Source organism: Caulobacter sp. HJHS_5, from assembly GCF_056683955.1.
Map to the genome: position 1 here is coordinate 596721 of NZ_JBWZNC010000001.1, position 26282 is coordinate 623002.

General features: G+C 68.0%; 21 protein-coding genes. 8 read left to right on the plus strand and 13 right to left on the minus strand.

The features are described 5' to 3' along the window. Positions 1-67 precede the first annotated feature (67 nt). Entirely contained in the window at positions 68-2080 is a 2013-nt protein-coding gene (locus tag ACFLIT_RS03095; protein ID WP_479909698.1) for a M3 family metallopeptidase, read from the minus strand. A gap of 85 nt (positions 2081-2165) precedes the next feature. Here ACFLIT_RS03095 and ACFLIT_RS03100 point away from each other — a divergent pair, with 85 nt between their 5' ends. From ACFLIT_RS03100 to ACFLIT_RS03110, 3 genes are all read left to right on the plus strand, one after another. Beyond that, positions 2166-2633 (plus strand): peroxiredoxin, encoded by a 468-nt coding sequence (locus tag ACFLIT_RS03100; protein ID WP_479909699.1) that lies wholly within the window; start codon positions 2166-2168, stop codon positions 2631-2633. A 207-nt stretch (positions 2634-2840) separates the two neighbouring features. After that, positions 2841-3995, plus strand: a complete 1155-nt coding sequence (locus ACFLIT_RS03105; RefSeq protein ID WP_479909700.1) for a peptidoglycan DD-metalloendopeptidase family protein — start codon at positions 2841-2843, stop codon at positions 3993-3995. Next, positions 3976-4434 carry a bactofilin family protein gene (locus tag ACFLIT_RS03110; RefSeq protein ID WP_479909701.1) on the plus strand — a complete coding sequence of 153 codons (459 nt, stop codon included), beginning with the start codon at positions 3976-3978 and terminating at the stop codon, positions 4432-4434. Before ACFLIT_RS03105 ends, ACFLIT_RS03110 begins: the two co-directional genes overlap by 20 nt. A 17-nt stretch (positions 4435-4451) precedes the next feature. On the opposite strand, the gene ACFLIT_RS03115 is transcribed toward ACFLIT_RS03110, so the two are convergent. Next, on the minus strand, positions 4452-5624 hold the full coding sequence (locus tag ACFLIT_RS03115) for a M48 family metalloprotease (RefSeq protein ID WP_479909702.1): 1173 nt from the start codon (positions 5622-5624) through the stop codon (positions 4452-4454). Between the two features lie 125 nt (positions 5625-5749). Between ACFLIT_RS03115 and ACFLIT_RS03120 the strand changes: the two genes are divergently transcribed. Together ACFLIT_RS03120 and ACFLIT_RS03125 are read left to right on the plus strand one after the other, a co-directional pair. Continuing rightward, positions 5750-6577, plus strand: a complete 828-nt coding sequence (locus tag ACFLIT_RS03120; RefSeq protein ID WP_479909703.1) for a LytTR family DNA-binding domain-containing protein — start codon at positions 5750-5752, stop codon at positions 6575-6577. 244 nt (positions 6578-6821) lie between these two features. Then, on the plus strand, positions 6822-7871 hold the full coding sequence (locus ACFLIT_RS03125) for an aspartate-semialdehyde dehydrogenase (RefSeq protein WP_479909704.1): 1050 nt from the start codon (positions 6822-6824) through the stop codon (positions 7869-7871). Between the two features lie 164 nt (positions 7872-8035). On the opposite strand, the gene ACFLIT_RS03130 is transcribed toward ACFLIT_RS03125, so the two are convergent. The 7 genes from ACFLIT_RS03130 to ACFLIT_RS03160 all read right to left on the minus strand — a co-directional run bounded on the left by ACFLIT_RS03130 (position 8036) and on the right by ACFLIT_RS03160 (position 16564). Further along, positions 8036-10198, minus strand: a complete 2163-nt coding sequence (locus ACFLIT_RS03130) for a xanthine dehydrogenase family protein molybdopterin-binding subunit (RefSeq protein WP_479909705.1) — start codon at positions 10196-10198, stop codon at positions 8036-8038. 14 nt (positions 10199-10212) lie between these two features. After that, on the minus strand, positions 10213-10668 hold the full coding sequence (locus ACFLIT_RS03135; protein WP_479909706.1) for a (2Fe-2S)-binding protein: 456 nt from the start codon (positions 10666-10668) through the stop codon (positions 10213-10215). 301 nt (positions 10669-10969) lie between these two features. Next, a protein-coding gene (gene prfB / locus ACFLIT_RS03140) for a peptide chain release factor 2 (protein WP_479909707.1) occupies positions 10970-12092 on the minus strand; the annotation gives its coding sequence in 2 pieces (ribosomal slippage) (positions 10970-12022 and positions 12024-12092; 1122 coding nt in all). 94 nt (positions 12093-12186) lie between these two features. Next, a complete protein-coding gene (locus ACFLIT_RS03145) occupies positions 12187-12498 on the minus strand; it encodes a BrnA antitoxin family protein (RefSeq protein ID WP_479909708.1) in 312 nt (103 codons plus the stop codon). Positions 12499-12531: 33 nt separating this feature from the next. Then, positions 12532-12780 (minus strand): BrnT family toxin, encoded by a 249-nt coding sequence (locus tag ACFLIT_RS03150; protein ID WP_479909709.1) that lies wholly within the window; start codon positions 12778-12780, stop codon positions 12532-12534. A 116-nt stretch (positions 12781-12896) separates the two neighbouring features. Continuing rightward, entirely contained in the window at positions 12897-15269 is a 2373-nt protein-coding gene (locus ACFLIT_RS03155) for a penicillin-binding protein 1A (protein ID WP_479909710.1), read from the minus strand. A 104-nt stretch (positions 15270-15373) separates the two neighbouring features. After that, entirely contained in the window at positions 15374-16564 is a 1191-nt protein-coding gene (locus ACFLIT_RS03160; protein WP_479909711.1) for an N-acetylmuramoyl-L-alanine amidase family protein, read from the minus strand. Between the two features lie 454 nt (positions 16565-17018). Here ACFLIT_RS03160 and ACFLIT_RS03165 point away from each other — a divergent pair, with 454 nt between their 5' ends. Genes ACFLIT_RS03165 through ACFLIT_RS03175 form a run of 3 tightly spaced genes read left to right on the plus strand, consistent with a single transcriptional unit; the run spans position 17019 to position 21845 of the window. After that, positions 17019-19652, plus strand: coding sequence for an Rne/Rng family ribonuclease (locus ACFLIT_RS03165; RefSeq protein WP_479909712.1), 2634 nt, complete (start codon positions 17019-17021; stop codon positions 19650-19652). A 52-nt stretch (positions 19653-19704) separates the two neighbouring features. Further along, complete coding sequence (locus tag ACFLIT_RS03170; RefSeq protein WP_479909713.1) at positions 19705-21129, plus strand: M48 family metalloprotease; 1425 nt, start codon at positions 19705-19707, stop codon at positions 21127-21129. Further along, positions 21129-21845, plus strand: coding sequence for a DsbA family protein (locus ACFLIT_RS03175; protein ID WP_479909714.1), 717 nt, complete (start codon positions 21129-21131; stop codon positions 21843-21845). The genes ACFLIT_RS03170 and ACFLIT_RS03175 overlap by 1 nt, the downstream gene beginning before the upstream one ends. A gap of 77 nt (positions 21846-21922) precedes the next feature. Here ACFLIT_RS03175 and ACFLIT_RS03180 read toward each other — a convergent pair whose 3' ends face one another. The 4 genes from ACFLIT_RS03180 to ACFLIT_RS03195 form a co-directional block, all read right to left on the minus strand. Continuing rightward, the gene (locus ACFLIT_RS03180; RefSeq protein ID WP_479909715.1) at positions 21923-22138 is read right to left on the minus strand and encodes a hypothetical protein; all 216 of its coding nucleotides are present in this window, start codon (positions 22136-22138) and stop codon (positions 21923-21925) included. Between the two features lie 83 nt (positions 22139-22221). Then, positions 22222-23484 carry a hypothetical protein gene (locus tag ACFLIT_RS03185; protein ID WP_479909716.1) on the minus strand — a complete coding sequence of 421 codons (1263 nt, stop codon included), beginning with the start codon at positions 23482-23484 and terminating at the stop codon, positions 22222-22224. Positions 23485-23828: 344 nt separating this feature from the next. After that, complete coding sequence (locus ACFLIT_RS03190) at positions 23829-24638, minus strand: thiazole synthase (RefSeq protein WP_479909717.1); 810 nt, start codon at positions 24636-24638, stop codon at positions 23829-23831. Between the two features lie 291 nt (positions 24639-24929). Continuing rightward, positions 24930-25793: a S1 family peptidase gene (locus ACFLIT_RS03195; RefSeq protein WP_479909718.1), complete on the minus strand. Its 864-nt coding sequence runs from the start codon at positions 25791-25793 to the stop codon at positions 24930-24932. Positions 25794-26282 lie beyond the last annotated feature (489 nt).

Consider the following 26282-nt stretch of genomic DNA (forward strand, 5'->3'; position numbering starts at 1 on the left):
AGCCGAACCGCCGCAGTCACCCTCACCCCTGCCCCTCTCCCTTCGAGGGAGAGGGATTCAAAACCCCCTACTTCTTCTGCAATTCCGCCTTGAACGCTTCCAGGCTCAGCGGCCGGCCGAGGAAGTTCTGGATCAGCACATTGGCGTCCTGCGAGCCGCCAGGCTCCAGCACCAGCTGGCGGTAGCGCTCGGCCACGGCCTTGTCGCGGATGCCCGCCTTCTCGAAGGCTGTGAACAGGTCCAGCGCGATCGCCTTGGACCAGACGTAGGTGTAATAGACCGCCGAATAGCCATCCAGGTGGCCGAAGCTGGCGTAGGGGTGCGCGCCCGCGACCGGCGGGAACTGCGAGTAGCGGGCGATCTGCTCGTCGTACATCGGCTGCAGGTCGAAGTCCGGCTTGCGATTGTAGTAGTTCAGCGACACGGCCGCGTAGGCCAGTTGGCCCTTCCAGCTCGTCGGCTCGCCGAAGCGGCGGCCGGCGTTCATCTTGGCGACCAGGGCCTCGGGGATCGGCTGCCCCTGCGGATTGGAGGCGAAGGTCTTCAGGGTGTCGTAGTTCCACACCCATTCCTCGAGCAGCTGCGACGGCGCCTCGATGAAGTCCCACTGCAGGTTGCTCATCGACTGCACGCCGTACTCGGTGTGACCCGAATAGAGCGCGTGGATCAGGTGGCCGAACTCGTGGAGGAAGGTCTCCACATCGCCGTGGTCCATCGGCCCGGTGGCCGGGAAGTTGGTCACCAGCGCCCCGACCGGGACCTGCCGGCCCTCCACGCCCGTGCGGATGCCGAACTGGGCGGCGTGGTTGTACTTGCCCTCGCGCGGATGCATGTCGAGGTAGAACCGCCCGATCAGCTTGCCGCTCTTGTCATGGAGCTCCCAGGCCGAGACGCTCTTGTCCCACACCGGCGTGTTCCACGGCTTGAACTGCGCGCCGAACAGGTCGGTCATCAGCTGGAAGATGCCGGTCCGCGCCTTGTCGTAGGTGAAGTACTGGCGCACCTCGGCCGCGTCGACGGCGTACTTCTGCTTGCGCAGAAGATTGCTCATGTAGCTGTTGTCGTAGCTTTCCAGCCGCGTGATCGACGGATCGACCGTCTTGGCGAAGGTCAGCAGTTCGGCCAGATCGGCCTCGGCGCCCGGCTTGGCGGCGGCGTTGACGTCGTCGAGGAAGCTCGCCGCCCGCTGCGGATTGCCGATCATCTTGTCGGCGGTGATCAGGGTCGCATAGTCGGCGTAGCCCAGCGTCTGGGCCAGCTCATAGCGCTTCTGCAGCAGGCTCTTCAGCACCGTTTCGTTGGCCGGCCAGCCGCGATTGCGATAGGCCAGTTGCACCACGCGTCGCGTCTCGCGCTTGCTGGCGAAGTCGAACACCGGGATCACGTCCGGATAGTCGTAGGTCAGGTGCACGAAGCCGTCGGCCGCCGGCTTGTGGCTGTCGATGTAGTCCTGCGGCAGGCCCGCCAGGTCCTCGACCTTCAGCTTGATGTCGCCCTTGTCGTCGCGAATGTTGGCCGCGAACTTCAGGCCGATCTCGGTGATCTCCTTCTGCAGCGCCGTCACCTTGGCGCGCGTCGCGTCGTCCTTGTCGACCCCGGCCAGGCGATAGTTGGTCAGCATCTTCTGCAGGGTGAAGGTCTTACGCGCATCAAGTCCGTTCGTCGGGATCGCCGACAGCCGGTCGAAGATCGGGCGCGACAGCGAGATCTTGGTCCCCAGGTCCGAAATCTTCGGCACACAGGCCTCGGCGGCCTCGCGAACCTCCTTCACCGGGCTGGTCTGCGAGATCAGGTAAAGCTCCTGCCCGCCGTCGCCGACCACCAGTTGCAGGGTGTCGAAGGCCGCGAAGTCGGCCGTCAGCGTCGCCGGTCCCTTCATCGCCTCCAGCTCGGCCTTGGCCTTCTCGCCCAACGCCAGCACCGCCTCGCAGCGAGCGTTGATCGCCGCCGCCGAGGTCGTGGTCAGGATCGACTCCTTCAGCTGGGCGTTAGCCGCCGCGTCGGTCTGGGCGCCGGCGAAGGCGGGGCTGGCGGAAAGAATGGAGCCGGCGATCAGCACGGCGATGGGGAGACGGTTCATGCGGCGCCTGTTGAATTCGAGCATGGGTCTTCGCTAGAGGGAGACGCCCGCGCATGCAATCACCTCGCGCGGATCGGAGTGACGGATGACCATCGAACTGGCTGCCGGCGACAAGGCCCCCGACTTCGACCTCGAGACCGACACCGGCCGCGTCTCACTCGCCGCCCTCAAGGGCAAGACCGTCGTCCTCTACTTCTATCCGAAGGACGACACGACGGGCTGCACCAACGAGGCCATCGCCTTCTCGGGCTTGAAGCCGGCCTTCGAGGCCGCCGGCGCGGTGGTCGTCGGCGTGTCCAAGGACACCGCCAGGAAACACGCGAAGTTCCGCGCCAAGTACGACCTCACCGTCGAACTGGGCGCCGACCCCGAGGGCGGCGTCGTCGAGGCCTACGGCGTCTGGGGCGAGAAGGTGCTCTACGGCCGCGCCTACATGGGCATCGAGCGCGCCACCTTCCTGATCGACGGCGCCGGCGTCATCCGCCGCACCTGGCGCAAGGTGAAGGTCGCGGGCCACGCCGAGGAGGTCCTGGCCGCCGTCCAGGCGCTCTGACGCCGGCAGGTGTTGCGGCCGCGCCGCAGCGCCTCGGCATAGTGCGGATCGCCGCCCATCCCAGTGGCGCCGGGCGGCAAACATGGTTACTTCAGAAAAACTGAGCCGAATCCGGCCGAATTGCGCCCGTCTGCGGCGTGTTGGCGCTTGCGCCCCTGTTTCCGATCATTGCATATGCCCCACCATCGGCGTTTGGGGGGCTTGGCGATGGATGTGGCGCGCTTGAAGCGTTTGCGGCATTCGTTTCTACAGCTGTTTCCCGAACGGCATCTCTACGTCCGCTCCGGCGGCCAGATGCGCGGCTACGTCCTCACCACCAGGAACCAGCTGATCGGCGCCGGCGCCGTGGCGGCCTGCGGCGTCTGGATGCTCGTCTCCACCGGCGCCATGCTGATCGGCGGCCTGTCCCAGGGCCAGAACGACCAGCAGCTCGTCCAGCTCCGCTCCTATTACGAACGCCTCGGCGCCGACCGTCAGGCCCGCCTCAACAGCGCCGTCGCCCAGCTCTCCGACACCAACGGCTCGATCAACGACCTCGCCGCCTCGGTCGAGAAGCGCCACGCCGCCCTCGCGCTCCTGCTGCAGGACTTCAAGGGCGCCCCCGGCGTGCAGCAGGCCCTGGCCCCCGCCAAGCCGCGCCTCGTCGCCAACGCCTCGCCGGTGCAGCGCGTGCAGGCCACCCGCATGGATCAGGAACGCCTGATCGTCGCGGCCGAGACCTACGCCAAGAGCCGCGCCGAGCGCCTGCGTCTGGCCTTCCGCCTCGCCGGCCTGAACCCCGACAGCTACGCCGCCCGCGGCTCGGCCCTCGGCGGCCCGCTGATCGAGACCAAGGACCCGCGCGCCCTGGCCGCCGTGCTCGACGTCGACGCCGATTTCGCCGCCCGCATCCAGGACGCCGCCACCGACATGGGCGCCATGCGCGGCCTGGAAACCGCCGCCGATCGCCTGCCCTTCTACAAGCCGACCACCAACCCGGCCCAGAGCTCCAGCTACGGCGTGCGGCTCGATCCCTTCACCCGCCGCCCCGCCTTCCACTCCGGCCTCGATTTCCCCGGCGCCTTCGCCACCCCGATCGTCGCCACCGCCCCGGGCGTGGTGTCCTTCGTCGGCCAGCGCAGCGGCTACGGCAACACCGTCGAGATCGACCACGGCGGCGGCTTCAAGACCCGCTACGGCCACCTGTCGAAGTTCAACGTCAGCGTCGGCCAGCGCGTGGCCATCGGCACGCGCATCGCGGCCATGGGCTCCACCGGCCGCTCCACCGGCCCCCACCTGCACTACGAGGTGTGGGTCAACGGCCGCGCGCAGAACCCCAACCGCTTCCTGAAGGCCGGTGAGTATGTTCAGCAAGCCGGCTAAGTCCGCCCCCGCCGCCCCGCCCGCGCCCGCTTCGGACGCCCCCCACAGCGGCAAGAAGGCCGCGCCCCGCGTCGCCTCCCTGATCGGCGCCGACGCCAGCATCGAAGGCTCCATCACCGGCGAAGGCGACCTGCACATCGACGGCTCGGTGAAGGGCGACGTCCGGGTCGGCCGCCTGACCATCGGCGACACCGGCCACGTCGACGGCGGCGTCTACGCCGAAATGGTCGAGGTCCGCGGCCGCGTGGTCGGCGCGATCACCGCCAAGCAGGTCCGCCTCCACGGCACCGCCTACGTCGACGGCGACATCACCCACGAACAACTGGCCATGGAAACCGGCGCCTTCTTCCAGGGCCGCAGCCTGAAATTCCAACGCCCCCCGCCGCAACCCGCCGCCCCCCCGGCGCTGGCGGCTCCGGTGGTGACGCCGGAAGGCTGAGCCTCGGGGCGGCGCAGTCATCGGTTGCAATACCGATCGTAGCGCCCCATCCGGCCATCCGCCCACGGACGATAGGCGTTGGCCATTCGCACCCGATCTGCGATCGACGGGTGGGTTGCGTGAAACACTTCGAAGATCGGGCCATAGTCGACCAGACTCAGGCGGCTGCGCGTCATCCCCGCCATGTGCCGGGCCTGGGCTTCGTTCGCACGCACGAGTTCCAGGGCGAAGCGATCCGCTTCGGTTTCCACCCATCGCTGGACGCCGTTGTAGGCGGGCAATCCCGCGAGGCTCCATGAAAACGATAGGATAAGGACCATCAGCGGCGCCGCCGCAGGGTCGGACAAGTCGCTGACGCCGGCCCGACTGCCCCATCGTCGGATCACCGCACGTCCGACTCGATCGACCAGCAGCATTCCGATCAGGATCAGGATGGCGACGAGCGCGATAGCCAGCAGATTGTCGTTCAGCACATAGTGCTTCAATTCGTGCGCGAAGGTCGCCGCGACCTCAGCCTCCGACTTGGAGTCCAGTAGGCCGGAATGCAGAACGATGCGGCTCGTTGGGCCCAGCCCCAGCACCGTGTCGTCCCCACCGCCAACGACCACGCTGACGCCGCCGGCGCCGCAACGCGCCGCAAGCGCATGAATGCGCTCCGCCAGCGCCCCCGGAGGAAGCGGCTCAAGCCGCGCGATCATCGGCGTGACGAGCAGTTGCACAACCAGAAGCGTGGTGGTCAGGACCAAGACGAGCGCGCCGGAAAGCAACCACCACCAATGTCCAGGACGCCGCCGTATCAATTTCAGCGCCGCCGGCGCCGCTATCAACGCGACGGCGACCTGCCCCGCCAAAGCCAAGCTGCGGTCGAGAAGCCATCGGCCGCTCGTCGGTGCCTGCGCCCCCCATGCCTGGCGCAGGCCAACGTCGAGCCACCAGGCGGCGGGCAGCGTCAATAGGCTGGCGCAGAACAGATAGACGGCGAAAAACAAGCCGACCCCAAGCCACCAACGATGGCCGGCGAGCCCCAGGGTGAGCTCACGCAATCGGGCGCCCGTGCCGCTCGCGAAAACGCAGAGCGGAATCGACAGCGACAGCAGCTGCAGGGCCAGCCATGCCAGTTCGCGCTGATGGGCGAAGGCGATGGCGGCCGGATTGTTCTCGGGAACGCTAACAACGTCGGGCGAAAACATGAGGGCTTCTCGAAAAGGCGAGCGGCCCTCATGGTGTGACGGGGCGCCAAGAAGTCCGAGGTTCGCTGGCCCCGCTTCATCCCATGACCAGTGCGGTTCATCACAAACGGAGATCGACGGCTTCGATGACCACCCTGATCGCCTCCCGACCGGCTTATCGAGACTGGCCGCGCTTCGGACGAGAGACGGCCCTTGGCTTCTGCTTCTGGCTCGCCTTTCTCCTGATCCTCGAACCCGGCAATCTGATCCGGGCTTCAAGCTTAGGTCAGACCGTCGGCCTTGAGCGCGAGCTGCTGCGAATCCTTGGGGCTTCGGCGCTCGGTTCGACGACAGCCGTACCGCTGCTCGCCCTCTGCCGATGCTTGCCGCTGGATGGCGAGCGATGGGGACTGACCCTGGCGGGCTATGGCGCGATCTTACCGGCCACGGCGCTGGTTCTGATCCTAGTCGCTAACGCCCTCGCCGCCGTCGCCCTGCCTGGGGGAAACACCGGATCGCTTGCGCAGCAGATCGGCGCCGACCTGCTGCTGCTCATGTTTTGTCTGGCCAGCTATGTTTTGACGTTTCACGCCCTGGACAAGCGGGACAAGGCTTCGGGGGCGGCGGCCGTTGATCGCCCGGCGACGCTCGCCCGAATTCCAGTGAAAATGAAAGACGGTCGCCGTTGGATCGATGTCCCCGCCATCGATTGGGTCGAGGCCCAGGGCAACTACCTAGCGCTCCACGTCGGCGGTCGGGAGCACCTCGTGCGTGGAACCCTGGCCCAACTGGTCGCGACCCTCGACGCCAGCGCCTTCGTTCGCATCCATCGCCGCACGCTGGTGGCGGTGGATCGCGTGATCTCCACGTCGCCGACCGGCAGCGGAGATTTTGAAGTTCGACTGCGCGATGGGACCGTACTCAAGGGTACTCGCACCTATCGTCGGGCCTTCGACCGCGCGCTGCGGGCCTAGCCCGCCACGGCCTTCCGCAATCCCGGCCTTTACAACTCGCCGCTCCTCGCTGTATGGCCCCGCCCATGCGATCGATCATGATCATTAAGCGCACCATTAAAACCACCGGGCTCTCGGGGCCTGGGGGTGCGCGCACGATCGCCGCGTAGCACCCCCAAGACCCCGCCGGATGGACGGGGTCTCAAGCGCTGCAAACGCCGACCATGACCGCCCCGCCCGCCGGCTCAAACCGGAGAGCGAGACCATGGACTTTCAACAGAACCCCAACGTGCGGCCCCAGACGGTGGCCATCGTCGGCGCCACCGGTGCGGTCGGCGTCGAACTGCTCGGCTGCCTGGAGCAGCGCAACTACCCCGTCGGCGCCCTGCGCCTGCTGGCCTCGCCGCGCTCGGCCGGCAAGACGCTGCAGTTCCGCGGCCAGCCGGTGACCATCGAGGCGACCACCCGCCAGGCCTTCGAGGGCGTCGACGTCGCCCTGTTCGCGGCCGGCGCCACGGTCAGCCGCGAGTTCGTGCCCGTCGCCCTCGGGGCCGGCGCCCGCGTGGTCGACAATTCCTCGGCCTTCCGCATGCACAGCGATATCCCGCTGGTGGTGCCGGAGGTGAACGGCGATCTGCTCGGCAAGGGCGGCCCGCTGGTCGCCAATCCCAATTGCGTCGCCGCCATCGCGGTGATGGCCCTGCAGCCGCTGCACGCCCTGTCGCCGATCCAGCGCCTGGTCGGCGCCACCTACCAGGCCGCCTCCGGCGCCGGCGCGGCCGCCATGGAGGAACTGGAGCTGTCGACGGCCGCCTATCTGGCGGGCGAGGCCTATGCGCCCAAGGTGCTGCCGCACCCCTACGCCTTCAACCTGTTCAGCCACAACGCCGAGGTCGAGGCCGAGAGCGGCTACAACGGCGAGGAGCTCAAGGCGATGGAGGAGATCCGCAAGATCATGCGCACCCCCGACCTGCCCGCCTCCTTCACCTGCGTCCGCGTGCCGGTGCTGCGCGCCCACTCCATGGCCCTCACCGTCACCTTCGACCGCGTCGTCGGCGTCGCCGAGGCGGTGGAAGCGCTCGCCGCCGCCCCCGGCGTGCGCGTGGTCAACGACGCCGCCGCCAACCACTACCCGATGCCGAACGAAGCCTCGGGCCAGGGCGACGTGCTGGTCGGCCGCGTCCGCCGCGACCTCTCGGACCCGTCGGGCCGCACGCTCTCGCTGTTCGTGGCCGGCGATCAACTGCTGAAGGGCGCGGCGCTCAACGCCGTGCAGATCGCCGAGGCGATGTTAGTGCAAGGGGCCGAGGCGTAACCGGCCCCCTTCCCCCTCGAAGGGGGAAGGGACGGGGTTGGGGGTGCGGGCAGGGACTCGTCGAGCAGGTTCAACAGGCGGCGCCTCTTGAGCCTTACCCGAAGCGCACCGCGAGCACCCTCACCCCTGCCCCTCTCCCTTCGAGGGAGAGGGGTTTCCGCTCCCTAAGCCCTCTTCAAATCCGTCTTGCTCAGCGGCAACTGCCGCACCCGCTTGCCGGTCGCCGCGAACACGGCGTTCAGCACCGCCGGCGCCGCCACGAAGATGGTCGGCTCGCCTACCCCGCCCCAGAAGCCGCCGGACGGCATCAGGATCGACTCCACCTCCGGCATCTCGTCCATGTGCAACACCGGATAGGTGTCGAAGTTTTCCTGGTCGACCTTGCCGCCGGTGACGGTGATCTCGCCGTGCAGGGCGGCCGACAGGCCGAAGACGAACGAGCCCTCGATCTGGGCCTTCACCTGCTGCGGGTTGACCACATTGCCGGGATCGGTCGCGGCGGTGATCTTGTGGATGGTCAGCACCCCGGCGTCGCTGACCGACACCTCGGCGCAGGCGGCCACATAGCTGCCGTAGCCCATGTGCTGCGACAGGCCGAGATACCGCCCGGGCGCGCGCGGCTTGCCCCAGCCGCCCTTCTCTGCCACCGCGTTCAGCACCGCCAGGTGCTTGGGCGAGTTCGCCAGCAGCTTGCGCCGGAACTCCAGGACGTCGACGCCGGCGGCGTGCGCCAGCTCGTCCATGAAGCACTCAAGATAAAGCGAATTCTGATTGTTGTTCACCCCGCGCCAGAACCCGGCCGGGATCGGCGAGCCGTAGGCCACATGGTCGATCAGCAGGTTCGGAATGGCCGTGTAGCCGAAGCGGCCTTCCTCGCCGGTCAGGTTCAGGCCCTGGAAGACCAGGGCGTCGTTGCCGGTCATCGCCGGGTTGAGGCTCTTCAGGATCGACTGCCCGGCGATCCGCATGTGCAGGCCCACCAGCTCGCCCTGGGCGTTCAGCGCCCCAACCATCCGGCACTGGCTGGTCGGGTGGTAATAGCCGTGCAGCATGTCCTCCTCGCGCGACCAGATCAGCTTGATCGGCACGCCTGGAACCTGCTTGGCGATGATCACCGCTTGCTCGACGAAGTCGTGGCTGGTCGCCCGGCGCCCGAAGCCGCCGCCCAGATGCAGGCGATAGACCTCGCACTTCTCGACCGGCAGGCTGGCGGCGGCCACCGTCGTCGTCAGGGCCGCCGAGGCGTCCTGCGTCGCCGTCCACACCTCGCATCTGTCCGGCGTCCAGAGCGCCGTGGCGTTCATCGGCTCCAGCGTCGCGTGATGCTGATAGGGGACGGCGTAGTCCGCCTCGACCCGTTTGGCGGCTCCGGCGATGGCGGCCGCCGCATCGCCCGTCTTGGCCCCGACCGCCGCGCCGTCCGCCGTCAACCCGGCCTTCAGTCCGGCCGCGATCGAGTCGCTGGAAACGCCGGTGTTCGGCCCGGCGTCCCATTCGATGGGCAGGGCTTCCAGCGCCGTCTTGGCCCGCCACCAGGTGTCGGCCACCACGGCGACGGCCGTCTGGCCGACGGGGACCACGTGCTTCACGCCCGGCATGTCGCGGATCGCCGCCGCGTCGAAGCTCTTCACCTTGCCGCCATAGGTCGGGGTGATGCGGATGGCGGCGTTCAGCATGCCCGGCATCGTCATGTCGATGCTGTAGATCTGCGAGCCGTCGGTCTTCGGCGCGGTGTCGAGCCGCTTCAACGGCTGGCCGGCGATCTTCCAGTCCTTCGGGTCCTTCAGCGGCGCCTCGGCCGGCGGGGTCAGCTTCGCCGCGGCGGCGGCCACCTTGCCATAGGTCGTGGTTCGGCGGCTCGGGCCATGGGTGATCACGCCCTTGGCCACCGTGCATTCGGCGACCGGAACGCTCCAGCCGTCGGCCGCCGCCTGCAGCAGCATCAGCCGCGCCGTCGCCCCGCCCTTGCGCATCGCCTGCTGGCTGCCGCGCACGCCCTGGCTGCCGGCGGTCTGGAAACTGCCCCACACCCGCTGGCGGGCGAGGTTCTGGCCGGGGGTCGGATATTCCGTGGTCACCTTGGCCCAGTCGCAGTCCAGCTCCTCGGCGACGAGCTGGGCCAGGCCCGTCAGGGTGCCCTGCCCCATCTCCACCCGGCCGATGCGGACCACCACGGTCTCGTCGGGGCGGATCACCACCCAGGCGTTGACCTCGGGCGTCGCCTCGGCGGCCTCGCCGACCGGAATGTGCAGGCCCAGCGCCATGCCGCCGGCGACGGCGGAAACGGTGGCGAGGAATCCGCGGCGGGAAACGGCGTGCGCGTTCATGGTCGGCTCCCCGTTCAGGCCGTGACGCCGGCGGCCTGCTTGATGGCCGCCTTGATGCGATTGTAGGTGCCGCAGCGGCAGATGTTGCTCATCGCCTCCACGATCTGGGCGTCGGTCGGCTTCGGGGTGCTCTTCAGCAGGGCCGCGGCCGCCATGATCTGGCCCGACTGGCAATAGCCGCACTGCGGCACGTCATGCTCCACCCAGGCCTTCTGCAGCGGATGGTCGCCCTTGGCCGACAGGCCCTCGATGGTGACGATCTTCGCGCCCGCCTCGACCGAGTCGACCGGCAGGCTGCACGAGCGCACCGGCGCCCCGTCGATATGCACCGTGCAGGCCCCGCACTGGGCGACGCCGCAGCCGTACTTCGTGCCGGTGAGGCCCAACTGCTCGCGGATCACCCACAGCAGCGGCGTCCCCGCCTCCACCTCGACGTCGCGCGCCTTGCCGTTGACGTTCAGCTTGGCCATGGCCGTCCTCCCCGTTGGAAGCGGGACTACACCATTGGGTGGGACGTCGCACAATGGATCATGATCCCTCCCCCTGGATGGGGGAAGGGCAGGGGTGGGGGTGGAGACGGTTCCGCCGTCAAAGACCTGTCGGACTAGCCGTCGCCGTGAGGAAGTCAGGGCATCGGCGCGCCGGGGAAGAGCCGCCAAATCCGCTATCGCGGACAGGGCGCCCCCCCCATCCCTGCCCTTCCCCCATCCAGGGGGAAGGGTCGTGTTTTTCTGATACGCCTCGACTTTGAAAGGCTGCGGAGCGCCGCCCCTACCCCTCCACCGCGTCCCGCGTCGCCCCGACCCGCTGCGCCAGCGCCGCGCCCATGAACGCATCCAGATCGCCGTCGAGCACGCCCTGCGTATCCGACGTCTCCACCTCGGTGCGCAGGTCCTTCACCATCTGGTACGGCTGAAGCACGTAGCTGCGGATCTGGTGGCCCCAGCCGATGTCGGTCTTCTGGTCTTCCAGCGCCTGGGCGGCGGCCTCGCGCTTCTGCAGCTCCATCTCGTAGAGCCGCGCGCGCAGCATCTTCCAAGCTTCCTCGCGGTTCTGGTGCTGCGAGCGGCCGGCCTGGCAGGCCACGGCGATGCCGGTCGGGATGTGCGTCAGACGCACGGCCGAGTCGGTCTTGTTGATGTGCTGGCCGCCCGCGCCGCTGGCGCGGTAGGTGTCGGTCCGCACGTCGGACGGGTTGATGTCGATCTCGATGGTGTCGTCGACCACCGGATAGACCCAGGCCGAGGCGAAGCTGGTGTGCCGCCGGGCGCTGGAGTCATAGGGGCTGATGCGCACCAGGCGGTGCACCCCGGCCTCGGTCTTCAACCAGCCGTAGGCGTTCTCGCCCTTGACCAGCAGGGTCGCCGACTTGATGCCGGCCTGATCGCCGGCCGTCTCTTCCACCAGCTCGACCGACATGTCGTGGGCGTTGGCCCAGCGGGTGTACATGCGCAGCAGGATGCCGGCCCAGTCGCAGCTCTCGGTGCCGCCGGCCCCGGAGTTGATTTCGATATAGGCGTCGTTGCCGTCGGCCTCGCCGCTGAGCAGGGCTTCCAGCTCGGCGCGGCCGGCGCGCTCCTTGATCGCCTTCAGCTGCGCGCGGCCGTCCTCAAGCAGGGCTTCGTCGCCCTCCATCTCGGCCAGCTCGACATATTCGAGCGCCTCGGCGAGGTCCTTTTCGATGGCCTGAACGGCGCCGACCGAAGCGGCCAGCTTGTTACGTTCGCGCATCAGCGCCTGGGCGGCGCTGGGGCTGTCCCACAGGGTGGGGTCTTCGGAACGGGCGTTGAGCTCGTCGAGCTTCCTTAGGGCCGGTTCCCAGTCAAAGACGCCTCCTGAGCAGTCCGATGGACTGCTCGATGTCGGCCGCGGCGGCCGCAACATCCGGTCTCATTGATTCACTCGCATCAACTTGGGAGGCGCGGAGATAGCCCCTGCCCGGCTTGGGAACAAGGCTGGAGCGCCGAGGCTCCCTCCGTCACGTCGCTTTAGGCGCGCTTCTTCGCGACCAGTTGCTCAAGGTCGGAATTGAGCCGCGTCTGCCAGCCCGCGCCGCTGGCCTTGTAGTAATCCACGACGTCGGGGTTCAGCCGGATGTTGCCGACCCACTTGGGGCGCTCGGACTTCGGCCGCCCTCCCTTGTTCTTGAAGTTGGCGAGCACCTCCGGCGGCAAGACTTCATGGGCAGGGCGCAGCGTCGCGATCATCTCGGGCGTAAGGTAGGGCGCGTCATCCTCGTCCAGTTCGGGACCGCCTGGCAGTTCCGGCTTGATTGTTTTCATCGTCATCATCGTCTCCATCCATCATCCGCGGCCCGACCGCGCCGCTGGCGCTCATTCCGGCGGTAAGTCTTCCTCTCGACATCGCCGGAGGCTGATCGCTCGGACATCCGCACCCCGAACCGTGAAGGTGAAAGCATGGAGTTTACCGTCGATGTCGCCGTAGGCGTTGAACCGGGGCTCGCCGTAGTCGCGGCGGGTATCCGGGCGGACCATGATCACTTCGAGATCCGCCGCGCGCGCCAGCGATACCCCGTGCTTAGCAATGTTCTTGCCATCCTTGGCAGGGTCGAATGTGAGCACCGCCTTTTTGTATCCACAAAAAAGCGGTGCGTCAATTTATTGTGGATACAAGAACCACCCACGCCACGTCATGTACGGGGCGGATTTATGCAGCCGAGACGGAGGGGGTTTCCCCCTCAGAACAGCCCCGAAAGATCTGGCGCCGCCTCGGGCGCCGGCCGCGCGGGCGCCGCCGGAGCCGTCGGCAGGCCGATGATCGGCAGCTGGTTGTAGGGGATCGGGCCCAGCGGGTTGACGATCGCCTCCTCGCGTGGCGCCGAGCCTGGGCGGAAGGCTTCCATCACCCCGTTCACCGGGCGGAACACGGCGTTCTTCGGAGCCTTGAACGGCGTCGGCGGCAGGCCCTTGACGGCCGTCTGCATGAACTGGGCGAAGATCGGCACGGCCGCCTGCGCGCCCGTCTCCCCGTTGCCGAGACTGCGGTTGTCGTCGAAGCCGACGAACACCCCGACCACGATCTGCGGCGTGAAGCCCATGAACCAGGCGCTGCGGTACTCGTTGGTGGTGCCGGTTTTGCCGGCCACGGCGCGGCCCGGCATCCTGGCCCCGGTGCCGGTGCCGCGCTGCACGGCGCCTTCGAGCATCGAGCTGATCTGGAAGGCCGTGATCGGGTCCATCACCCGCGTGCCGCGTGGCGGAATGCGCGGGCTCTCGTCACCGTTGAAGCCGGCGTCGCAGCGTTCGCAGTCGCGCTTGTCGGCCTTGAAGATCGTCTTGCCCTCGCGATCCTCGACCAGCTCGATCAGGTGGGCGTCCACCTTGCGGCCGCCGTTCGGGAAGGCGGTGTAGGCGGCCGTCATGTTGAAGGGCGTCGTCTCGCCGGCGCCCAGGGCCATGGCCAGCACCGGCGCCATCTCGCGCACGATGCCCGTGCGCTTGGCCATGTCGACCACCTTCTTCATGCCGACGTTCTGCGCCAGCCGCACGGTCATGGCGTTGATCGACAGCTCCAGGCCCCGCCGCAGCGGCTGGGTGCCGTAAAAGCGCTTGTAATAGTTCTCCGGGCTCCAGTCCTGGCCGTCCGCGCCGCGGAAGGTCATGGCCGCGTCGGTGATCATGCTGGCCGGCGTGTAGCCGTTCTCCAGCGCCGTCGCGTAGACGAACGGCTTGAACGACGAGCCCGGCTGCCGCATCGCCTGCGTCGCCCGGTTGAAGTTCGAAAGGCTGAAGCTGTAGCCGCCGACCAGGGCCAGCACCCGGCCCGAATAGGGCTCCATCGCCACCAGGGCCCCGTTCACCGCCGGCGCCTGCTTCAGGCGGAAGCCGCCGTCGTCGGCCTTCTGCACGAAGATCAGGTCGCCCTTGCTCAGCGCCCGGCGACCGTTGCGCGCCCAGGTCACGTCTTCCGAGGCCAGGGCGCCGGTATCCCCGTCCTCGGTGCGCACGCGCACGCCGCCGTCGGCCGATTCCACCAGCGCCGCCCGCCATTCGACGCGTTCGGAGGGCTTGGGGTGCTTGCGGGCCTCGGCCTCCCAGCCGGTGGTGGTTTCCGAGGTGACATGCGCCCAGGCGCCGCGCCAGCCGTGGCGGCGGTCATAGCGCTCCAGCCCGTCCTGCAGGGCGATCCGCGCCGCCGTCTGCATCGCCGGGTCGAGGGTCGTTCGCATGTAATAGCCGCCCTCGGTCAGGTGGGCGCCCAGCGTGGCCGTGGCCCGCTGCCGGACCTCCTCCACGAAATAGTCGGCGTCGCGGTACTTGGCGCGGGCCGGGGCGGCCTGAACCTTCAGGTCCTCGGCCATGGCCTTGGAGGCCTCCGCCCGGCTCACCCAGCCGAGGTCGGCCATCTCGCCGAGGATCCAGTTGCGGCGGGCGATGGCGTTCGCCTTGCGCCGGGTCGGGTGATAGTTGTCGGGGCCCTTCGGCAGGGCCGCCAGATAGGCCGCCTCGGCCAGGGTCAGGTCGTTGATCGACTTGCCGAAGTAATTATAGGCCGCCGCGCCGACGCCGTAGCTGCGATAGCCCAGCCAGATTTCGTTGAGATACAGCTCGAGGATCTGCGGCTTGTCGAGCGTCTGCTCCAGCCGCCGGGCCAGGATCGCTTCCTTCAGCTTGCGGCCGATGGTGGCGTCGCTGGTCAAGAGCACGTTCTTGGCCACCTGCTGGGTGATCGTCGAGCCGCCCTCGAGGCGACGGCCGCGCGCCGCGTTGATCACGTTCTTGGCCATGGCCCGCGCGAAGCCCTGCACGTCGACGCCGCCGTGCTGGAAGAAGTTGCGGTCCTCGGCGGCCAGGAAGGCCTGCACCAGCTGCGGCGGAATGTTGTCGTAGGGCACGAAGATGCGCCGCTCGCGGCTGAACTCGCCGATCAGCGTGCCGTCCCAGGCGTAGACGCGCGTCGCGGTCGGCGGGCGGTAGTCCTGCAGGTCGCCGGCGTCGGGCATGTCGTGAAACAGCCACGCCGCATAGATGGCCACCGCGAAGCCGGCGACCGCGATGGCGCTCAGCACGGCGACGCCTGCAATGGCGACCCATCTTTCGGGGGGTTTCAAGCCGACGAACCTCCGCGGGGACGCATCGCCCGCTTTGGCCGTGTCTAGCGTGGTCCGTTCAAGGCGCCAACGGTCGAGCGACGGTCACGCCGCCGCAGCCCGGATCAGCGCGCGGCGATGCGGGTCTCGCGGTCGAAATAGGCCTCGATCGAACGGCCGACCGCGTCGACCACGCGCTTGCGAGTCGCCTCGTGGGTCAGGGCCTTTTCGTCGCCGGGGTTGGTGATGAAGCCCATTTCCAGCAGTACGGCCGGCACGTCCGGCGCCAGCAGCACCATCAGCCCCGCCTCGCGGTGGCTGCGGCGCAGCAGCGGCCGCTCCTCGCCCACCTTTTCGATCAGCATCTCGGCGAAGGTGGCCGAGCGATTCTTCGTGGCGCGCTGCGAGAGGTCGAGCAGGATCTGGCCGATGGCCCGGTCGCGGCCCGGGGCGTTGGCCTTCATCAGCCAGTCGTCGGGATCGACGATCTCATTCACCCGGCCGGCCGCGCGGTCGGCCAGGGTGTAGACGCTGGCGCCGCGGGTGCCCGCGTCGGGGCCGCTGTCGGCGTGCAGCGAGATAAAGAGATCGGCGTCGGCGCGGCGGGCGATCTGCACCCGCTCGTCCAGCGGCACATAGACGTCCGAGCTGCGGGTCAGCACCACCTCGAAGCGACCGCTCTTTTCCAGACGCGCCTTCAGGGCCTTGGCCGCGGCCAGGGTGACGGCCTTCTCCTGCACCGAGGCGCCGAGCGCGCCGGGGTCGCGGCCGCCGTGGCCGGCGTCGACCACGATGACTTTCTTGAAGCGGATCGGCGGCGCCTTGATCGGCTTGTTGCTCACCGCGATCGCCTTGGTCGGCGGCTTGCCCGAGGTCGGCGAAACCACCGGCGGCGCCTCGCTGCCGTCGGCGGCCTTGATGTCGAGCACATAGCGATAGTGCGTCACGCCGTCGGCGGGCGGCAGCAGGAAGCGGCGGCTGATCTTGGCGCCGGGCGAGAGATTGAGGGCCAGCCGGGCCCCGCCGGCCGCGCGGTCGACGGTCCAGCTCTTCACCAGGCCTTCGCCGTCGCCGCCCTGGGCGGCCGGGACCGTCAGGTCGCTCAGGCCGATGACCAGTCCGGAAGCGGAATCGGAAATCAGCTTGCCGCTGACCGCCTTGTCGAGGTCGAGCACCATGCGGGTCTCGACGCGGTCGCCGCCGAAGCGCACGCGCAGAACGCCCTGCCCCGCCGCCGTCACCGGCTGCGGGCCGGCCATCGACCCGGCGACGAGCCCCGCGAAAACCACGGCGCATGAGCGGACCCAGCCGTTCATCCTACGCTTAATGCTCCAACCCACACGGACCCTGTGCGCCCGAACTCGACGCATCCAAGGCCGTGCTTCTAACCCGCCGCGTGTAGAAAAAGCATTAACCGAACATCAAACCTCGCCTTGAAATCGCGCGGCTTTCCTTTTCACCGGCGTTGTGGCTAAGTCCGCCTGCGCGATCGCCGCCGTCACCCGATTTTCGAGGGCGGACTGGCGTAACGCGTGAGAGACCACCACCTTACCGCGCCAGTCTCGCCTCCTTAGGCGCCGGCGCATCATCCGATCCGCGCCCCAGGCGCGACCAGGGATTTAAACCTCATGGGCTGCGTCGCACACGCCCGCTCACGGATAACCGACATTCGCGCCATTCGCGGCGTTGGTCGGACCGTCGCGGCTGCGCGCGCCCCTGCATCATGGCGGCGGCGCGGCCCAGAGCTCGCGCGCCCCGGAGCCCCACTACATGACCAAGAGAATGCTTATCGACGCCGCCCACGCGGAGGAAACCCGGGTCGTCGTCACTGACGGCGGCCGCGTCGAAGAGTTCGATTTCGAAAGCCAGACCCGCAAGCAGCTTCGCGGCAACATCTACCTCGCGAAGGTCACCCGCGTAGAGCCCAGCCTGCAGGCCGCCTTCATCGAGTACGGCGGCAATCGTCACGGCTTCCTGGCCTTCAACGAAATCCACCCGGACTACTATCAGATCCCCCTCGCCGACCGCGAAGCCCTGCTGCGCGAGGAAGCCGAGGATGACGACGATCACGGCCCCGACCTCGACGAGGACGGCGAGCCCGTCGAATCGGCCGGCGACGACGACATGGACGAGGAGGTGGCGCGCCGCCGCCGTCGCCTGATGCGTCGCTACAAGATCCAGGAAGTGATCCGCCGCCGGCAGATCATGCTGGTGCAGGTCGTCAAGGAAGAGCGCGGCAACAAGGGCGCGGCCCTGACCACCTACCTGTCGCTCGCCGGCCGCTACGGCGTCTTGATGCCCAACACCGCCCGCGGCGGCGGCATCAGCCGCAAGATCGAGGCGGCCAGCGACCGCAAGCGCCTGAAGAGCGTCGTCCAGGCGCTGGACGTGCCGCAGGGCATGGGCCTGATCATCCGCACCGCCGGCGCCAAGCGCACCAAGGTCGAGATCAAGCGCGACTACGAATACCTGATGCGGATGTGGGAGAACATTCGCGAAAAGACCATGCAGTCGGTCGCCCCCGCCCTGATCTACGAGGAAGAAGACCTCGTGAAGCGGGCCATCCGCGACCTGTTCGACAAGGACCTCGACGGCGTCTTCGTCGAGGGCGAGGCCGGCTTCCGCGAAGCGCGCGACTTCATGCGCATGATCATGCCGAGCCACGCCAAGAAGGTGCAGCTCTACCGCGAGGCCACGCCCCTGTTCGTGGCCCACAAGGTGGAAGACACCCTGGCCCAGATCTACTCGCCGGTCGTGCCGCTGAAATCCGGCGGCTATCTGGTCATCAACCAGACCGAGGCCCTGGTCGCCATCGACGTCAACTCGGGCAAGGCGACGCGCGAGCGCAACATCGAGGCCACCGCCCTCAAGACCAACCAGGAAGCCGCGGCCGAGGCCGCCCGCCAGATGCGCCTGCGCGACCTGGCCGGCCTGATCGTCATCGACTTCATCGACATGGATGAGGGCAAGAACAACCGCGCCGTCGAAAAGACCCTGAAGGATTGCCTGAAGGACGACCGCGCCCGCGTTCAGATGGGCAAGATCAGCCCGTTCGGCCTGATGGAGATCAGCCGCCAGCGCCGCCGCACCGGCGTGTTGGAGGCCACCACCCACGTCTGCGAACACTGCCAGGGCGCCGGCCGCGTCCGCACGGTGGAGTCCAGCGCGCTGGCCGCCCTGCGCGCGGTCGAGATCGAGGCCCTGAAGGGCGGCGGCGAGGTGACCCTGAAGGTCTCCCGCGAGGTCGGCCTCTACATCCTCAACGAAAAGCGCGCCTATCTCACGCGCGTGCACCAGCACCACCACCTGTTCGTCACCATCACCATCGACGAGCGCCTGGGGACCGACGCCCACGAGATCGAGCGCACCGCCAGCGGCCCGCACTCCCTGCACCCGCTGACCGAAGCCCTGGCCCTGCCCTCCGCCCCCGAGCCCCTCGACCTCGACGACGAGGTCTTCGACGAGGAAGAGGACGAGGAGGAGGAAGAGCTCGAGCTGGAAGCCGCCGAGTCCGACGAGGACGAGGAAGGCGGTCATCCGCCGCCTCGCGGCGAGCGGGACGAAGGCGGGCGCAACGGTCGCAACCGTCGCCGTCGCCGCCGCGGCGGTCGTCGCGACGACGCGGAGCACCTCGCCGCCCCCGCCTCGGACGACGATGAGGACGGCGAGGACGAAGACGGCGCCAGCGCCTCCGACGACGATGACGACGGCGCCCGCCGTCGCCGCCGTCGCGGTCGCCGTGGCGGCCGTCGCGTCCGCGAGGAAGCCCGGCCGCAGGACGGCTTCGTCTGGATCCGCCCGCGCGTGCCCTTCGACGACCCCTTCAACTGGCACGACCCGGCCGAGCTGGCCGCCAACGCCGACCGTGGCCGCGAGCCGCGCGAACCCCGGGAGCCGCGTGAGCCCCGCGAACAGCGCCAGCCCCGTCCCGCGCCCCAGACCACGGCTCAGGCGCCCGCCGCCCCGGCGCCGGTCGCCGCCGTGGCGCCCGAGCCGGACTTCGTGATCGCCTCCAGCGAGTCCATCGCCCCGGCCAACGACTTCGAGGGCGAGATCTGGGTCGAGCTGCCGGAAGCCGCGCCGGCCGCCCCGGCCAAGAAGCCGCGCCGCAGCCGCGCCAAGGCCAAGCCGGTCGCCGACGCCGCCATCGCCGAGGCCGCCCAGGCGGTCGAGGCGGAGATCGCCGCGCCCCCCGTCGTCGCCGCGCCCGAGCCGGTCGTCGCGCCGGACCCCGAGCCCCTGCCCGAGCCGATCCCCGAACTGGTGGTCGCCGCTTCGGCGCCGGAGCCCGCGCCTCCGGAGCCCCCGGAACCCGCACCCATGGTCGAAAAAACGCCCGATCCGAATGAGATCCTGGCGCCGCCCGCCAAGCCGAAACGCGGTTGGTGGGGACGCCGGGGCTGATCTCCGGTTAGGATAAGGCGCGCGCGGGGGCGCAACGGAGACTGAGCCGAGCATGACCGCCCGTTTTCAGATCAGCGTCCCCGGCCGCCCGGCGCCCCGCCGGCGCCGTGGAATCGGGGCGGCCGCGGCCGCCCTGGCGCTGGCCTGCAGCCTGACCGCCCCGGTCGCCCGGGCGCAGGACGGCATGTCCCTGATCCGCGACACCGAGATCGAGGAGATCCTGGCCAAGGACGCCGCCCCGCTGATGAAGGCGGCCGGCTTCGATCCGCAGAACGTCCGCGTCATGCTGATCGGCTCGAAGGATCTCAACGCCTTCGCGGCCCCCGGCCAGGTCGGCGTCTTCACCGGCCTGATCCTGGAATCCAAGACGCCCAACGAGCTGAAGGGCGTCCTCGCCCACGAGGTCGGCCACCTGTCCGGCGGCCACTCCTTCCGTTCGGGCGACATGCAGCGCGCGGGCCTGGTGCCGATGATCCTCACCATGGGGCTCGGCGCCCTGGCCGCCATGGCCGGCTCCACCGACGGGGCCGCCGTGCTGCTGGGCAACGCCGGCTTCTTCGGCCAGCTCGGCGCCCTCGGCTATTCGCGCGAGCAGGAAAGCCGCGCCGACCAGGCGGGCGCCACCCTGCTGGAGGCCACCGGCCAGTCCGGCAAGGGCCTCGCCGACTTCTTCGACAACTTCCGCTACCAGGAAGTCTTCGACCAGAGCCGCCGGTTCTCCTACTTCCGCAGCCACCCGCTCTCCAGCGACCGCATCGACCGGCTGCGCAGCCGCGTCGAGGCCCTGCCCCACTACAGCGCCGTCGACACCCCCGAGGAGATCGCCGAGCACGCCATCATGAAGGCCAAGCTCGACGGCTTCATCAATCCGGGCCAGAGCCTTATCAAGTACAAGGAAACGGACACCAGCTATCCGGCCCGCTACGCCCGCGCCATCGCCTACTACCAGACCAAGGAGCCCGATCGCGCCCTGAAGCTGACCGACGCCCTGATCGCCGACCAGCCGAACAACCCCTACCTCTGGGAGCTCAAGGGCCAGATCCTGTTCGAGTTCAACCGCGCCAAGGAGGCCGAGCCGGCCCAGCGCCGCTCGGTGGAGCTGAAGCCCGACGCTCCCCTGCTGCGCGTCAACCTCGGCCAGACCCTGATCAACCTGAACGACAAGGCCAAGACGCTGGAAGGCATCGCCATCCTCAAGCAGGCGGTGGTCAAGGATACCGACAACGTCGACGGCTGGCGCCTGCTGGCCCAGGCCTACGACAGCCTCGGCATGGACGGCGACGCCCGCCTGGCCACAGCCGAGCAGTATTTCGCCCTCGGCGCCAAGCGCGAGGCGCGCACCTTCGCGATGCGGGCGCGCGAAATGCTCGCTAAGGACACTCCGGGTTGGCGGCGGGCCACCGACATCGTGCTGGTGTCCCAGCCGACCGACCAGGATCTGAGAGACATGGCGCGCAGAGGCGTCGCGGGGGATTGATGAAGCGTATCGTTATGACGGCCGCCGTGGTGCTGGCCGCCGCATCCCTGGCCGCGTGCAAGCCGCCCGCCGACGCCGTCTTCGACGCCAAGGTCCGCGCCTACCTTCTCGACCACCCGGAGGTGATCGCCGAGGCCATGACCCGGCTGCAGGAAAGGCAGGCCCAGGCCTCCGCCACCAAGACCCTGGCCGCCGTCAAGGAACACCGCCAGGCGCTGGAGCGCGATCCGCGCGACTTCGTGGCCAACCCCAACGGCTCGATCACCGTGGTCGAGTTCTTCGATTACCGCTGCACCTACTGCAAGATCGCCGCGCCCGAGATCGTCAAGCTGGTGCGCGAGAACCCGGACGTCCGCTTCGTGTTCAAGGAATTCGTGATCTTCGGGGCCGAGAGCGAAGCCGCCGCCCGCGCCCAGCTCGGCGCCAAGGACCAGAACAAGTACCTGGCCGGCTATGAGCACCTGATGGAGGAAAAGGCCCTCACCGCCGGCAACCTCGACGCGGTCCTCACCCAGGCCGGCCTCAACGTGACCCAGGCCAAGGCGGCCGGAAACGACCCGGCCGTGACGCAACACCTGCAGGACGTCCGCGACCTGGCCACCACCCTCGGCGTCGAAGGCACCCCCGCCTTCTTCGTCGGCGACAAGGTCATCCCCGGCGCCGACCTGCCCGCCCTCAAGCAGGCGATCGCCGAGGCCAAGCTCAAGCGGACCTGAGGGCGACACGCTAGCCTCCCCAAATCTCTGGTTCATCCCGACGAAAGTCGGGACCCAGGCTTTTTCTCGATGACGCCTTACCCAACCGCCTTCGGCGGCGCCAAGCCGCCGAGCGGAACGTCTGCCCGCGCTTCCGCCACCTGCCGGTGCACCAGCCGATCCCCGTCCCACACCTCGCAATCGGCATGAAGGCAATGCGAGGTGGCGAACGAACGCGCGCCCTCGTCGTCCATCGCGATGAAGTCGACAACTTGACCGCCGCCAGGGGGCGCGTGGAGTTGATAGGCGATCATCTGACGATCCCAAGCCCTGTAGACCCGTCCAATGCTCCGCGCGTCGGATGGCTCCGTGGGGCAATGAATTGTCGTGATCCGGGCTATGCCGGCCCCACGCCGTTCGCCCGCGAAAACGCTTGGTCCGCGCGGCTGCGCAGGTCGCTGGTGATCGCGGGCAGATAGCGGCGGCGGAACGCCGCGCCCCGGAGGCGCGGCAAGGCGAAGGCGAAGGCGACCAGGGCGGCTATCGCTATCAGGGCTACGGAAAGGCCGTAGAGCTTGAGCGCGAGGCTGCCTGCCAGGATGCCGCCCGAGACCAGCACGAGGCCGAGCGGGCTCAGTCGGAACATCTTGCGTGTCTGCTCTGCATCCCAGCCGCCGGTGTCCAGGTCGAAGTTCCAATAGCCCATGTAGGCGCCGTACTTCCGCCAACGGGGCACGGCCCAGATCACGCCGATCCTGTGTCCGGGCAGGGCCTTGATGTGCCAGTTGGTGAATTGCTGAGCCTGATCGCGGCCATGCTCGTCGACGAAGTAGAGCGTGTCGTCGCGGACCGTGTAGATTTCGGGTCCGGCCACGGTCGTCACGCCCGAGTTTGCATCGTGATGCACCCAGCCGCCCGTGGATTCGGTCCGATTGTCGCTCGACAGCGAGCGGGTCACGCCGGCGGCCGAATTCAGGGTGAACCGGCGGCCGGCCGCCCGGATGCGGGCCGGACGGGCGTTCAGATCGACGCTCAGGGGCAGCAAGCCGACGAGGAGCAACAAGAGTCCCAGGACGACCGCCGCCGCCGCCGCCAGACCGACATAGTGCAGGAACTTGTCGACCTGGGCCTGCTGACGGTTGGCGAGGCTCTGGTTGTCGCGCTCGGCTTCGAATTGCGCCTGTTGCGCCTCGATGGCCTCGCCGCGCGCGACCCGCGCGGCTTTCCAGGCCGGCAGATCCTGCGGCGCGATATATCGGCTTGAGATTTCCGCGAGGAACGCCTCGTCGCGATAGAGGCGCGATTGGCCCTGCGCGATGCGGCGCATGGTGAGCCGGCCTTCGGACTGTTTACCCATTCGCTCGCCCGCACAGCGGCTGTACTCATCGCGACGCGCCTTCTCGGCGCCGACGAATTCATTGCGATAGACCCGCGCCCCCATCAGAAGGTCGACCGCGTCGACCATGATCCGGCACGCCGCCGATTGACGGATGCGGGTGTCGATATCGCCCCCGGCCTTCTGTTCGGCGACAATCCGGGAAACCGGAGCCATGCGTTCCGCGAACCCCGACGCCTGGGCTCCTGCGGGTTGCGAGGCGCCGAATGCCAACACTGCGCACATCGCGGCCAGCGCCGCTCGCGATCCCATCTTCAAAGCCACCACAACCCCCGTTGCTCGTGCCCGGCCACCTTAGGCCAAGTTTGTTAACCTTGGACAGGGCTGCCCGAACGGGGGATGAACAAGAACGGGAGGCGAAGTGAACGGCGAAAAGCTCGGGGCGCCCTTGAGCCCCCTCTCCCTCGAAGGGAGAGGGGTTAGGGGTGAGGGTGATGCGGCGGCGGACAAGGGCTCGGAACGTCCCAGCTTTGAAAGCTAAACCGACGCTCAGCTCGACGACACGCTGGCCGACGTGCGGCTTGCTGAACCGCCGTCACCCCCAATCCCTGCCCCTTCCCCTTCGAGGGGGGAAAGGAAGAAGACGCAGGGCGCCCCGCTGTCAGCGGCTAGATCAGCCCCGCCAGCGGCGATGACGGGTCAGCGTACATCCGCTTGGCCATCCGCCCGGCCAGGAACGCCTCCCGCCCGGCGATCACCGCGTGCTTCATGGCCGTGGCCATCCGCACCGGGTCCCTGGCCTCGGCGATGGCGGTGTTCATCAGGATGCCCTGGGCGCCCAGCTCCATGCCGATGGCCGCGTCCGAGGCCGTGCCGACGCCGGCGTCGACCACCACCGGCACGCTCGACTGCTGGGCGATCAGGGCGATGTTGATCTTGTTCTGGATGCCCAGGCCCGAGCCGATCGGCGCGCCCAGCGGCATGATCGCCGCGGCGCCGGCGTCTTCCAGCTTGCGGGCGTAGACCGGGTCGTCCGAGCAATAGACCATCACCGAGAAGCCCTCGCCGACCAGCAGCTTCAGCGCGCGCAGCGTCTCCTCCATGTCCGGATAGAGCGTCTTGGGGTCGCTCAGCACCTCCAGCTTCACCAGGTCCCAGCCGCCGGCCTCGCGGGCCAGGCGCAGGGTGCGCACCGCCTCCTCGCCGGTGAAGCAGCCGGCGGTGTTGGGCAGGTAGGTGAAGCGGTCGGGCTTCACATAGTCCATCAGCATCGGCTGGTTGGGATCGGAGATGTTCACCCGCCGCACCGCCACGGTGACGATCTCGGCCCCGGCCGCCTCGGCGGCGGCGGCGTTCTGCGCATAGTCGCGATACTTGCCGGTGCCCACGATCAGGCGCGAGCGGAAGGTGCGGCCGGCGACGGTCCAGGTGTCTTCGGCGAGGTCGAGGGGGGTGTCGATGGGCGTGGGCGCGTTCATGCCCCTGCTCTACGCCCGTGGCGCGCGCAGGTGAAGAACTCCCTCAAACCTTCGAAGGCAGACCGCGACGCGGAGGCATGGCTAGGGGTCGGTGATAAGAGGGAGTGCACCCAAAGCCCTCGTCATCCTGAGCGTCCGCGAAGCGGATAGTCGAAGGACGCACCGCCGAACCAAAGCTGACCCGCACTGCGTCCTTCGACAGGCGCTGCGCGCCGCTCAGGATGACGCACCCAGGGTCTGCGTAGGGTGGGAAGCGGCCTTTGGAAAGTTAGTCAAAGACTAAGCAGATAGTTAGGCCGGTGGCGACCCGGCAAGCCTTTCAATCTCGGGTAGGAAATCGGCCAGGAGGTCAATCTTGGCGCAGTAGCCCAGGTGTATCATCTGCTGCGTGATGACTACCGTTTGTGTCGGAACCGGCCTTTGTACTATCTGGCCCTCTGCATTGAGCACCGGCCCAGAGTGCAGCACGCCAATTAAATAGAACGACTGCCCCCCCATGTTTATGCTCTGCGGGGTCGCTTCAATCCCGTTGAAGAAGGCGAAAACGGGAGATCCTGACGACCCTCCAAAGGAGGCGATATCTACTACAAAGTCGCGTCTGCCCGCGTAGTTCGCCCGATAAGGCGTCGCGAGCGATCCCCGCCGCAACACCGGAAGGTTGTTGGCCTCGTCCATAAGACCGTTTGGAAAACCGACCATAATTACGTCGGTCGCTGCTTCCAATGTCGCGGCCCTATTGGGTGTGACGCAGACGCCCTGGTTGAGACACAGGACGAAGGGGTCAAAGCCGCTCGTTTTCAAATCGTTGACGAGCGGGGTGATCGGCATGATCGCAAGATCAACTTCCGGGTCAGGATGCCCCATGATCGGCAAACCTCCAGCCGGGACCCGCAGGGAGGTCGCTGGCCCCAAGGCCCGGCGCCCATCGGCGGTTTTCTGCGCAAACCCGACCTCAACCCAAGGGCGCCCTTCAAGGACGTGCTTGTTCGAAACAAGGCAGATTACATCACCGCCCGACACCACGAACTGGTAGAAGAAGCCCGTGCCGTAGGCGACTGCGCTGGGGTTCCCGGCGACACCTGCGGTTATTCGGGCGACGCAGAATGGCAGCGCTCCGAGGCCGTTGTTGTCGGGATTGTTGGGTGCTGCTTCCATCTGCGCTCAGTCACGTGTTGATCGATGGCTAGATCGGGCCTGCGTGGCCGCAACGCAAATGACGTGCCGCGATGCCCCTCTCACCACAGCAACGGATGGAAGCGGACCTTACGGTGCTATTGTTTTTGCGGCTTCAGAGCGGTCGGGCAATAATATCCCATTAGCATAGGCGTAATTCCGATCCGGACCGAGCACCTTTTCTATGGCCGGGTAAACAAGGTAGGTCGTCCACTGGCCATTAGCTTCTCGACAAAAAAGTAGGAACTCTCCGACACCGACTGTGGATGTGCGTTGATAGCCCTCCCCGCATCGATATCCACTGGCATAGAGGGTCCTATAAACATCGGCTGACGGTTCGACCCAAGGGGCCGGATAAGTCTCCGACGGAGTAGGCCGTGGCTTTCCTGGCCCGCACGAAGCTAGGCCGGTTGCGACGAGAAGAGCCAAAGCGACCTTCATGGGAACCCTTCGATCGATTGTCCATCTAGA